Origin of the sequence: Streptomonospora wellingtoniae (assembly GCF_031845375.1) — a bacterium.
GTDB classification, from domain to species: Bacteria; Actinomycetota; Actinomycetes; order Streptosporangiales; family Streptosporangiaceae; genus Streptomonospora; species Streptomonospora wellingtoniae.
Genome location: NZ_JAVREK010000003.1, coordinates 1 through 12,063, shown reverse-complemented (window position 1 = coordinate 12,063; position 12,063 = coordinate 1). Strand labels below are relative to the sequence as shown.

The 12,063-nt window shown below is 72.5% G+C and carries 9 protein-coding genes; all 9 read left to right on the top strand.

From position 1 onward, the window contains the following. Positions 1-18: 18 nt before the first annotated feature. The 9 genes from rodA to RM446_RS03560 all read left to right on the top strand — a co-directional run bounded on the left by rodA (position 19) and on the right by RM446_RS03560 (position 11,741). Complete coding sequence (gene rodA / locus RM446_RS03600) at positions 19-1,197, top strand: rod shape-determining protein RodA (RefSeq protein WP_311543638.1); 1,179 nt, start codon at positions 19-21, stop codon at positions 1,195-1,197. Positions 1,198-1,342: 145 nt separating this feature from the next. Beyond that, positions 1,343-3,277: a TIGR03960 family B12-binding radical SAM protein gene (locus tag RM446_RS03595; protein ID WP_311543636.1), complete on the top strand. Its 1,935-nt coding sequence runs from the start codon at positions 1,343-1,345 to the stop codon at positions 3,275-3,277. Positions 3,278-3,819: 542 nt separating this feature from the next. After that, positions 3,820-4,590 (top strand): TIGR03936 family radical SAM-associated protein, encoded by a 771-nt coding sequence (locus tag RM446_RS03590; RefSeq protein ID WP_311543934.1) that lies wholly within the window; start codon positions 3,820-3,822, stop codon positions 4,588-4,590. Between the two features lie 153 nt (positions 4,591-4,743). Then, positions 4,744-7,686: an Rne/Rng family ribonuclease gene (locus RM446_RS03585; RefSeq protein WP_311543634.1), complete on the top strand. Its 2,943-nt coding sequence runs from the start codon at positions 4,744-4,746 to the stop codon at positions 7,684-7,686. A gap of 275 nt (positions 7,687-7,961) precedes the next feature. After that, positions 7,962-8,282, top strand: a complete 321-nt coding sequence (gene rplU / locus RM446_RS03580; protein WP_311543633.1) for a 50S ribosomal protein L21 — start codon at positions 7,962-7,964, stop codon at positions 8,280-8,282. 14 nt (positions 8,283-8,296) lie between these two features. Then, the gene (gene rpmA / locus RM446_RS03575) at positions 8,297-8,563 is read left to right on the top strand and encodes a 50S ribosomal protein L27 (protein ID WP_311543632.1); all 267 of its coding nucleotides are present in this window, start codon (positions 8,297-8,299) and stop codon (positions 8,561-8,563) included. A 141-nt stretch (positions 8,564-8,704) separates the two neighbouring features. Then, positions 8,705-10,069, top strand: coding sequence for a GTPase ObgE (obgE, locus tag RM446_RS03570; protein ID WP_311543630.1), 1,365 nt, complete (start codon positions 8,705-8,707; stop codon positions 10,067-10,069). Positions 10,070-10,231: 162 nt separating this feature from the next. Next, the gene (gene proB / locus RM446_RS03565) at positions 10,232-11,368 is read left to right on the top strand and encodes a glutamate 5-kinase (protein WP_311543933.1); all 1,137 of its coding nucleotides are present in this window, start codon (positions 10,232-10,234) and stop codon (positions 11,366-11,368) included. Between the two features lie 106 nt (positions 11,369-11,474). Beyond that, positions 11,475-11,741, top strand: a complete 267-nt coding sequence (locus tag RM446_RS03560; protein ID WP_311543629.1) for a hypothetical protein — start codon at positions 11,475-11,477, stop codon at positions 11,739-11,741. Positions 11,742-12,063: the final 322 nt, after the last annotated feature.

Genomic DNA, 12,063 nt, shown 5'->3' with positions numbered 1-12,063 from the left:
GACCGCTGGCGGTAGCCGATGACCACACTTCCCAGCCCGCAACCGAGCCCGCCGACTCTGGCCGGACGCGCCGGGCGCTTCGTCGCCACCACCGCACCGCGCCGGCTCGACTGGCCGATGCTGCTCGCCGTCGCCGCCCTGTCGGGGATCGGCGTGCTGCTGGTCTGGTCGGCCACCTACGACCCGTCCGACCCCGACGGCGCACTGGGCTACGTCGAGCGCCAGGTCGGCCACCTGGCCGTCGGCGCGGTTGCGCTGCTGGTGGTGGCGGCCGTGGACTTCCGGGTCTCCCGCGCCTACGCGCCGTTCGTCTACCTCGCCGCCGTGCTGGGCCTGGCCCTGGTGCTGTCACCGCTGGGGGAGACCATCAACGGCTCGCGCTCCTGGCTGGTGGTCGCCGGCCTGCAGATGCAGCCCGGCGAGCTCGCCAAGCTCGGCCTGCTCCTGGCGGTGGCCGTCCTGCTGGGCGAACCCCGCGACGGCGAGTTCGCGCCCACGTCCCGCGACGTGCTGTTCAGCCTGCTGGTGCTGGCGGCGCCGCTGGGACTGATCCTCGCTCAGCCCGACCTGGGCACCGCCATGGTGCTCACGGGCACCTACATGGGCATGCTGCTGCTGTCGGGAGCGCCGGTGCGGTGGGTGGGCGGCCTGGTCGGCTGCGGCCTGCTCGCGGCGTTCAGCGTGTGGTGGTTCGGCCTGCTCAAGGACTACCAGATGGAGCGCTTCACCACCTTCTTCAACCCCAGCGCCGACCCGCGGGGCACCGGCTACAACGCCAACCAGTCGATGATCGCGGTGGGCTCGGGCGGGCTCAACGGCACGGGCGTCCTCGAAGGCGAGCACACCCGCGGCCGGTTCGTGCCCGAGCAGCACACCGACTTCATCTTCACCGTGGCAGGGGAGGAGTTGGGCTTCGTCGGCGGCGTCGCGATCATCGGGCTGATCGCGTTCGTGATGTGGCGCATCCTGCGCACGGCCGGCCGGAGCGGCGATCCCTACGCCCGGCTGCTGTGCATCGGCGCGGCGACCTGGCTGGGGTTCCAGAGTCTGATCAACATCGGCATGACCCTCGGCGTGGCGCCCATCACCGGCATCCCGCTGCCGTTCGTCTCCTACGGCGGCACCGCGGCCGTGGCCAATATGGCGGTGCTGGGGCTGGTGCTCAACGTGCAAGCCCGCGAACGCGGCGTCCACTGAGCCGCGTCCCGCCACCGCGCCGTACTCCGCCCGGCACCGCTTTCGCTCCGCCCGGCCTGCGCACTGCAGAGTGCGCCCGCGTCCGGTGGCTAAGCTGGGAAGCTCGAAAGAGAGATTCCGCGAGAGCCGACGCAGGGGAACCACGATGCCCATCGAAAGCGTTTTTTCGCAGCTGGAAGCGTTGCTTCCACGTGTGCAGAAACCGGTCCAGTACGTCGGGGGCGAGCTCAACTCCGTCGTGTGCGACTGGGACGACGCCGAGGTCCGCTGGGCGCTGATGTACCCCGACGCCTACGAGGTCGGCGCGCCCAACCAGGGCGTGCAGATCCTCTACGAGGTCCTCAACGAGCGTGAAGGCGTGCTCGCCGAGCGCAGCTACGCCGTCGGATCGGACCTGGAGCAGCTGATGCGCGAGCACGGCGTGCCCCAGTTCACGGTCGACGCCCACCGGCCGGTCGCGGCCTTCGACGTCCTCGGCATCAGCTTCGCCAGTGAGATGGGCTATACCAACATGCTCACGGCGCTGGACCTGGGCGGCATCCCGCTGCATGCGGCCGACCGCACCGACGACCACCCCGTCGTGCTGGCCGGCGGGCACTCGGCGTTCAACCCCGAGCCCATCGCCGACTTCCTCGACGCGGTCGTCCTCGGCGACGGCGAGGAGATCGCGCTGGCCATCACCGAGGTCGTCCGCGAATGGAAGCGCGAGGGCCGGCCCGGCGGGCGCGACGGACTGCTGCTGCGGCTTGCCGAAGGCGGCGGCGTGTACGTGCCGCGCTTCTACGACGTGGCCTACCACCCCGACGGGCGCATCGCCTCCTACACGCCCAACCGCGAGGGCGTGCCCTGGAGCGTGCAGAAGCACACGGTCATGGACCTCGACAGGTGGCCCTACCCGAAGAACCCGATCGTGCCGCTGGCGGAGTCGGTCCACGAGCGCTACAGCGTGGAGATCTTCCGCGGCTGCACGCGCGGGTGCCGCTTCTGCCAGGCCGGGATGATCACCCGCCCGGTGCGTGAGCGCAGCAAGGAGACCATCACCGAGATGGTGGACCAGGGGCTGCGCTCCTCCGGGTTCGAGGAGGTGGGGCTGCTCTCGCTGTCCAGCGCCGACCACACCGAGATCGGCGACGTCGCCAAGGGGCTGGCCGACCGCTACGAGGGCACCAACACCGGTCTGTCGCTGCCCTCGACGCGGGTCGACGCCTTCAACATCGACCTCGCCAACGAGCTCACCCGCAACGGCCGGCGCTCCGGTCTGACCTTCGCTCCCGAGGGCGGCAGCGAGCGGATGCGCCGGGTCATCAACAAGATGGCCACCGAGCAGGACCTGATCCGCACCGTCACCGCGGCCTACGCCGCCGGGTGGCGCCAGGTGAAGCTGTACTTCATGTGCGGGCTGCCCACCGAAGGCGACGAGGACGTCCTCGCCATCGCCGACCTCGCCAAGGAGGTCATCCGCACCGGTCGCGAGGTCAGCGGGCGCACCGACATCCGCTGCACGGTCTCCATCGGGGGGTTCGTGCCCAAGCCGCAGACCCCGTTCCAGTGGGCGGGCCAGACCCCCTACGAGCTGGTCGACGCGCGGCTGCACAAGCTCAAGGCCGAACTGCGCTCCGACCGCCGCTACGGCAAGGCGATCGGCCTGCGCTACCACGAGGGGCGGCCCTCCGTCATCGAAGGGCTGCTCTCGCGCGGCGACCGGCGGGTCGGCCGCGTCATCGAGGAGGCCTGGCGCGCCGGCGGGCGATTCGACGGCTGGAGCGAGCACTTCTCCTATGAGCGCTGGGCCGAGTGCGCCGAGAAGGCGCTGGCCGACGAGCCGGTGGACCTGGACTGGTTCACCGTGCGCGAACGCGGCGCCGACGAGGTGCTGCCCTGGGACCACCTGGACGCCGGCCTCGACCGCGACTGGCTGTGGCAGGACTGGCAGGACGCGCTGCACGGCGAGGAGTCGGTCGAGGTCGACGACTGCCGGTGGAGCCCCTGCTACGACTGCGGGGTCTGCCCCACCATGGGCACCGAGATCCAGATCGGTCCGAGCGCCCCGGGGCGCTCGTTGCCGCTGACGGTGGTGTGAGGCCTCCTGGCGCGCGATGCGGGGCGCCGGGCCGCATGCTCTGCGATGAGGGGCGAGTGCGAGGTATGGCCCGGCGCCCCGCTCGCGCCGGGCCATACGTGATGTAAGACGGACGGGTGGCGCAGAAGGTTTGCATGGCTGCGCGATTTCCTCGAAGAAATTTCTGGCCTGAGCGTCATCGCAGGTCAGCCGGGAGTACGGCGTGAGGCGCCCGCGCGGCACCCGCGTGAGCGAAGCAGGGCGAACGCTTTTCAACCGGTCAGCGGGTGGGAACAGCACATACGTGGGTGATCCAGATCGCGGCGCGGTGGCCGTCACAGTGTCGTCGGGTCATCCGGCCAGTAGAGGCCCCGCCCCGCCCCGCACCGCTGGCGCGGGTCCCTTGGCGGGCACCGTAGTCTGAAGTAGGACGTGAATCTCCCAGGTGGGTGAGTCAGGGAGGAATCGGCTGGCCCACCGCGGAGTTACCGAGGAAAGGAGAAGAGCTGCCCCCCGCAACCGAGGGCACCACCCCGCCCTCCACCGGACGCCCCGGACCGCGGCTGCGAGTCCGCTATACCAAGCGCGGCAGGATGCGCTTCGCGAGCCATCGCGACATCGCACGCGCGCTTGAGCGGGCGCTGCGCCGGGCCGGTGTCCCCGTCGCATTCTCAGCGGGGTTCACGCCGCACCCGAAGATCTCCTACGTCAACGCCGCCCCGACCGGGGTGGCCAGCGAGGCGGAGTACTTCGAGATCACGCTGGCCGAGCCCGCTGCGTGCGACGAGGTCCGCGTCCGGCTCGACGGCGCCCTGCCCGACGGGCTTGACGTGGCAGAGGTCGTGGAGGCGGCGGCGCCGGGCGGTCTCGCGGACCGCCTGGAGGCGTCGGAGTGGCGGGTGGAACTGCCCGGCGTCGGCCCCGACGGCGCCGCGGCTGCGGCGGCCGCGTTCATCGCGGCCGATACCGTCGAGGTGGAGAGGTCCACGAAGAAGGGCCTCCGCCGCTTCGATGCCCGAGCGGCCGTCCTCCACCTGGGGGTCGACGGGCGCGCCACACGGGGTGGAGACGAGACATATGCCATACTTCGGATGGTCGTCCGGCACACGACACCTGCCGTACGACCGGACGACGTGGTGAAAGGCCTTCGCCAGGTGGCCGACCTCGCGCCGCTGTCATCGCCGGTGATGACCCGGCTGGCGCAGGGGCCGCTCAGCGATGAGTCCGACGCGATCGCCGATCCGCTCGCCGCGGATGCCCAGGCCGACGCGGCCGGACTTGCGATGGACACATCGCGGCCGAACCCGCCCGCGCGGAGCGCGTCCGATGCGTGAGCTCCTTAGGGGACGCGGGCGGCCCGAAACGACTTTCCCCGGCCAGCCCGGTAAACGGCTGCCGGTGACGACATAGCGACGACAGTCCGCGCGCGCAGCGGCCGAAGCCTTGCGCCCACGCCGCGCCCGCGGACTTGACGGGAGACCGCCCGGATGCTCGACAACGAGCCCAGCACCGGCGCCGAAGGCGCCGAGGGCACAACTGAAACGACTGAAGCGACGCCGACACCCGCGTCCCAGGCCGCGACCTTCGCGCCACCGCAGGAGAGCGAGGTGAAGGTCAGCGGGCCTGCGCGCCGCAGCGGCGCCCTGCGCTCGGCCGGCCCGCCGCCCGAGCCCGAACCGGTGGCGCCGCCCGAACGCCCTCTCACCACCGTCGCCGGCCAGTCGGCGCTGGAGGGCGGGGACACGAATCCCGCCGCGGAGCCCGCCGCAGCGGACGCGGCGGCCGACGAGCAGCCGCAGGCGGAGGAGCCGGCACGCAAGCGGCGCACCCGCACCCGCACCACCGGCGCGCGCTCGCGCCCCGCCGCTCCCGCCGATGAGGGCCGGGCTGCCGCTGAACCGGCCGACGCCTCCGACGGCGGCAACGCCGTCGGAGAAGCCGAGCCCGCTTCCTCCGGCGCCGATGCGGACGTCGCGCCGGAAGCCTCCGAGTCCGGCGCCTTCCAATCGCCGATGGTGCTGTTCCAGCCGCCGGTGGCCCCCGCCGCACCGGAGTCCAAGGCCCGCAGCAACGGATCGGCGCCGGAGCGGTCCGAGGCCGCGGCCGAGACCGAGGAGGCCGGGCAGGCCGAGGACGACGAGGGCGTCCGTGCCGACGACGAGGACGACGAGGACGACGAGCGCCCTTCGCGCCGCCGCAGGCGCCGCGGCGGCCGCGGCCGCGGCCGCACCCGCGGGGGCGAGGAGGACGCCGAGTCCGGCGCCGCGGACGAGTCCGACGGCGGCGAGGCCCGCACCGACGAGGCCACTGCCGACGATTCCTCCGCCGAAGACGAGTCCGCCGAGGACTCGGCGGCCGGCAGCCGTCGGCGCAGGCGTCGGCGGCGCCGCTCCAGCGGCGACGGCGAGGACGCGACCCAGGACGACCCGCCCAACACGGTCGTGCGGGTGCGCGAGCCCCGCAGCGGCAAGGCCGCCCAGGACGAGGTCCAGGCCGTCAAGGGCTCCACCCGGCTGGAGGCCAAGAAACAGCGCCGCCGCGAGGGCCGCGAGCAGGGCCGCCGGCGCGCGCCCGTCATCACCGAGTCGGAGTTCCTGGCCCGCCGCGAGGCGGTCCAGCGCGACCTGGTCATCCGGCGCACCGGTGAGCGCACCCAGATCGCGGTGCTGGAGGACGACGTCCTCGTCGAGCACTACGTCGACCGCGCGACGCACAAGTCCTACGTCGGCAACGTCTACCTGGGCCGCGTGCAGAACGTGCTGCCGTCCATGGAGGCGGCCTTCGTCGACATCGGCAAGGGCCGCAACGCCGTGCTCTACGCCGGCGAGGTCAACTGGGACGCCTCGGGCATGGAGGGCCAGCCCAAGCGCATCGAGTCGGTGCTCAAGTCCGGCCAGTCGGTGCTGGTACAGGTCACCAAGGACCCGATGGGCCACAAGGGCGCCCGATTGACCAGCCAGATCAGCCTGCCCGGCCGCTACCTCGTGTACGTGCCCGACGGCTCGATGACCGGGATCAGCCGCAAGCTGCCCGACAAGGAGCGCGCGCGCCTCAAGCAGATCCTCAAGAAGGTCATGCCCGAGAACGCCGGCGTGATCGTGCGTACCGCCGCCGAGGGCGCCAGCGAGGAGGAGCTGGAGCGCGACATCAACCGGCTGGCCAAGCAGTGGGACTCCATCAAGCGCAAGTCGCGGTCGGCCAGCGCCCCGTCGCTGCTCAACAGCGAGCCCGACCTCACGGTCCGGGTGGTGCGCGACGTCTTCAACGAGGACTTCGCCAGCCTTGTGGTCTCCGGCGGCGAGGCCTGGGACACCGTGCACGACTACGTCGAGTACGTGGCCCCGCACCTGTCCGAGCGGCTCTCGCACTGGACCGACGAGCGCGACGTGTTCGCCGCCTACCGGATCGACGAGCAGATCGCCAAGGCGCTGGAGCGCAAGGTCTGGCTGCCCAGCGGCGGCTCGCTGATCATCGACCGCACCGAGGCCATGACCGTCGTCGACGTGAACACCGGCAAGTTCACCGGCCAGGGCGGCAACCTCGAGGAGACGGTCACCAAGAACAACCTGGAGGCCGCCGAGGAGATCGTGCGCCAGCTGCGGCTTCGCGACATCGGCGGCATCATCGTGATCGACTTCATCGACATGGTGCTGGAGAGCAACCGTGACCTGGTGCTCCGCCGCCTGCTGGAGTGCCTCTCGCGCGACCGCACCAAGCACCAGGTCGCCGAGGTCACCTCGCTGGGACTGGTGCAGATGACGCGCAAGCGGGTGGGCCAGGGCCTGCTGGAGGCGTTCTCGCACAGCTGCGAGCACTGCGGCGGCCGCGGCCTGACGGTCTCCACCGAGCCCGTCGGCGCCAAGCCGGGCGGCAACGGCAACGGCAACGGCGGTGGCAGCGGCGGCGGCCGCAAGAAGAAGGGCAAGGGCGACAAGGACCGCGCCGACCAGCCGGCCGCCGAGTCGGCCGAGCCCGCATCCGAGGCCGCCTCCGACCTCGCAGACCTGGAACCCGCGGCGGGAGCCTCCGCCGCAGCCGAGGCCGAGGACGCCGTCGAGGAGGCGGCGCCCGCCAAGGGCAAGCGCGGCTCCGGCAAGACCGCGGCCAAGTCGAAGACGGCCTCGGCCCCCAAGTCCGGCACCAAGTCCACGGGCCGCAAGACCACCCGCCGGACCAAGAAGGACGACACCGCGGCCTCCGCTGCGGAGGGTGACGCCTCCGCGCAGGAGGGCGCGGCGCCGAGCGCCGACTCCGGGGCCGAGGCCTCCGGCGGCGGTGCTTCGGCGGAGTCCGGAGCCGACGCCGGAACCGAGTCCGGCGGCGAGGCGGCCGACTCCGAGAACTCCGCCGAGCAGCGCCCCCGCAGGCGCCGCACCCGGCGGACCAAGACCGCGGCCGCCGCCGAGTCGGCGGTGGCCGAGGCCACCTGAGGAGGGCCGGCGGCATCCGCCGCCGCGCGGACCGGCCCGCGCCGGTCCGGTCCGCGCCCCTTCCGCGCGAACCGCCGAGCGTGCCGTGCCCCGGCCGAGCGGTGGTAACCTAGAAGACGGTGCGTCGGCGCGCCCCCATCGTTCGCGCGCCCGAGACCTACTTCTCGACCTTGCGCCGCAGCGGTGTGAGCGCGCTGGTCGAAGGTCGATTTTGAGCGCATTTCCGCCCCCGCCTCGGCGGGGCTGGTCCACACGAGCAGGAAGAGAGTTCCCCGGTGTACGCGATCGTGCGAGCGGGCGGCCGGCAGGAGAAGATGACTGTCGACGACGTCTTGACCATCGACAAGGTCTCCGACGAGGCCGGCGCCACCCTTACCTGGGAGCCGCTGCTTGTCGTCGACGACGGCAAGGTCATCAGCGACGCCTCGGAGTTGAGCGGCTACGCCGTCACCGCCGAGGTCCTCGGCGAGGCCAAGGGCCCCAAGGTCAACATCGTGAAGTACAAGAACAAGACCGGCTACAAGAAGCGCATGGGCCACCGGCAGAAGTACACCCAGGTGCGCGTCACCGGTATCGCGTCGAACAAGAACAAGTAGGGGAGGGGCGCGAGATGGCACACAAGAAGGGCGCATCGTCCAGCCGGAACGGCCGTGACTCCAACGCGAAGCGGCTCGGCGTCAAGCGCTTCGGCGGCCAGTCCGTCCGGGCGGGCGAGATCCTCATCCGCCAGCGCGGCACCCACTTCCACCCCGGCGACAACGTCGGCCGCGGTGGCGACGACACCCTGTTCGCGCTGGTCGCGGGCGAGGTGGAGTTCGGAAAGCGGCGCGGCCGCAAAGCCGTCAACATCGTCCCCGCCCCGGCCCCCGCGGAATAGGGCCGGCGGCGCGGAAGCTGATACGCGTAAGGCGGGCCAGGTCGACCTGGCCCGCCTTACGCGTGTAACGAGTCCGGCCCGCTGCGGGCGGCCGCAGCGAATAGGCTGGTCGGGCAGGAGTATGTACGGGGGAGAGGACACATGCCTGACTTCGTCGACGAAGCGGTCTTGCATATCAAGGCCGGTGACGGCGGGCACGGTTGCGCCTCCGTGCACCGCGAGAAGTTCAAGCCGCTCGGCGGCCCGAACGGCGGCAACGGCGGCACCGGCGGCGACGTCGTCCTGGAGGTCGACCGCAACACCGCCACGCTGCTGGAGTACAAGCGCAGGCCGCACCGCCGCGCGCAGAACGGCACGCCCGGCCAGGGCTCGCACCGCTCCGGCAGCGACGGTGAGGACACCGTGCTTCCGGTGCCCGACGGAACCGTCGTACTCGACGCCGCGGGCGAGGTGATCGCCGACCTCGTCGGGCCGGGCACCCGGCTGGTCCTCGCCCGCGGCGGCAACGGGGGGCTGGGCAACGCGGCCCTCGCCTCGCCCAAGCGCAAGGCGCCGGGCTTCGCGCTCAAGGGCGAGGCCGGCGAGGCGCTGGACGTGCGCCTGGAGATCAAGACCATCGCCGACGCGGGTCTGGTCGGCTTCCCCAGCGCGGGCAAGTCGTCGCTGATCGCGGCGCTTTCGGCGGCCCGCCCCAAAATCGCCGACTACCCCTTCACCACCCTCATCCCCAACCTCGGCGTGGTCGAGGCCGGCTCCACCCAGTTCGTGGTGGCCGACGTGCCCGGGCTCATCCCGGGCGCGAGCGAGGGCAGGGGCCTGGGGCTGGCGTTCCTGCGCCACGTCGAGCGCTGCTCCACACTGGTGCACGTGCTCGACTGCGCGACCTTCGAGTCCGATCGCGACCCCCTCAGCGACCTCGACGCGCTCGAGGCCGAGCTGTCGGCTTATGGCGAGGCCACCGGTATCGACCTCACCGACCGGCCGCGCATCGCGGTGCTGAACAAGGTGGACGTGCCCGACGGGCGCGAGCTGGCCGAGATGGTCGCGCCGATGCTGCGCGAACGCGGCCTGCGCGTCATCGAGGTCTCGGCGGCGGCCCGCGAAGGCCTGCGCGAGCTCTCGTTCGCCATGGCCGAGCAGGTCGAGGCGGCCCGCCTCGCCCGGCCCGAGCCCGAGCCGAGCCGCGTCGTGCTGCGCCCCCGCGAGATCGGGGAAGCGCGCTTCGAGGTCGTGCCGCTGGGCGAGAACACCTTCCGGGTGCGCGGCAGCAAGCCCGCGCGCTGGGTGCGCCAGACCGACTTCGCCAACGACGAGGCCGTCGGCTACCTCGCGGACCGGCTGAACCGGCTCGGCATCGAGGAGGCGCTCGCCGAGGCCGGCGCGAGCGAGGGCGCAGAGGTCTACATCGGCGACGAGGAGGACTCCGTGGTGTTCGACTGGGACCCGTCGATCGACGCCGACGAGACACCGATCGGCCCGCGCGGCACCGACTCCCGGCTGGGTTGAGGGCGCGGGGCGCCGCACGCGTCCTGATCCCGTGTCGCGCGGGGTATGGGTGGCCCGGCCGCCGATACGACCGATACCCATGGAAAGAAGTGCGACGTGCGCAACGCACCGTCAGATCCGTCATCGTCCGAAGGGAACGACGCGCTCGGCGAGCGCACCGAACTGACCCGCGCCCGGCGGGTCGTCGTCAAGGTCGGCTCCTCCTCGCTGACCTCTCCCGAGGGGACCATCGACCGCGATCGCATCGCCGAGCTGGCCGGCGTCCTGGCCGAGCGCCGCGCCGCCGGCACCGAGGTGGTGCTGGTGTCCTCGGGCGCCATGGCCGCGGGCATCGCCCCGATGGGGCTCGCCGCGCGCCCGCGCGACCTGGCCACCCAGCAGGCCGCCGCCAGTGTCGGCCAGGGGCTGCTGATCGCCCACTACACCGCGGCCTTCGCCCGCCACGGACTCACGGCCGCGCAGGTGCTGCTGACCGCCGAGGACATGATGCGCCGCGTCCAGCACCGCAACGCCCAGCGCACGCTGCGCCGACTGCTGGACATCGGCGCCATGCCCATCGTGAACGAGAACGACACGGTGGCCACACACGAGATCCGCTTCGGCGACAACGACCGCCTCGCCGCGCTGGTGGCCCACCTCCTGCGCGCTGATGCGCTGGTACTGCTCTCCGACGTCGACGCGCTCTACGACGGCGACCCTGCGCGGCCCGGCGCCCGCCGGATCCCGCGCATCGCCGACCCGGCCGACCTCGACGGGATCGACATCGGAAGCGCCGGTCGGCGCGGGGTGGGCACCGGCGGCATGGTGACGAAAGTGGCCTCGGCCCGCATCGCCACCGAGGCGGGGGTGCCGACCGTGCTGAGCTCGGCGGCGGACGCGCGCGCCGCGCTGTCGGGGGCGAGCGTCGGCACGCTGTTCGCCGCCCACGGGAGGCGGCGCCCGTCCACCCGCCAGCTGTGGCTGGCCCATGCCACCACGCCGCGCGGCAGCGTCGTGCTGGATCCGGGCGCGGTGCGCGCGGTCGCCGAGGGGCGGGCGTCGCTGCTGCCGGCCGGCGTGGTCAAGGTCGAGGGGGACTTCTCGGCCGGCGACCCGGTGGACCTGCGCGACGAGGAGGGCACCGCGATCGCCCGCGGGCTGGTCAACTTCGACGCGGGCGAGATCCCCGACCTGATGGGGCGGTCCACCCGCTGGCTGGCGCGCGAGCTCGGGCCCGGGTACGAGCGTGAGATCGTGCACCGGGACGACCTGGTCCTGCTGGGAGCGGTGCGCGAGCGGGCGCGCCACGGCCGCGGGTAGCCGCGCGGCCGGCCTGCGGGTAGGCCGTTCCGGCGGTCCGTATCGGGGGATCGGATCCCGCGCGTTGCCCCGGGCCTGCGGCGATCCCGCAGTAGGGTGTCAGGCTATGAGGTCCTCCACGCACGAGTTCGACACCGAGCTGCGCCATGACGGCCGCGTGGTCACGCTTGGCGCGGTGACGTACCAGGGCAGGACGGTGCTCCATCCCGGTCCCGACCGGTTCGCGCCGCTGCGGAGGTGGGCGCAGGATCTCGCCGACCAGCTCGGCGGCCCGGTCACCTGGCGTGCCAGTTCCGAGGGGGACGTTGTGGATGAGGGGACGGTGCACCCCGCCGGGCGCACCGTCGAGGAGGAGCCTGGACTGGGGCGCTGAGCGGAGTGCACCGGCGCTCGCGGGGGCCGTTGGCCCGTTCCGTGGTCAGGAGAGGGTCTGCTATGCCGTCCGCCGGCGCCTCAGAGTCTGCGAGCGCTCTCTGCTCCGCACTTGGAGCAGTGGAACTTCCGATCCCCTCCTAGGACCCAGTCGTGTTCACCACCGTTGGGACATGCCGACATCGACACCACCTAAGCTCTAGCTCGAGCGATCTGGCGCCGTCACCGTACCGGCTGCGCAGGGCGGTTGTCCGGAGAACGCGGAAGAAGGGCTGGCGTGCGGGCGGGCGGGGGGGGCCGCGCCCCCCCGGAGGCGGACCCCC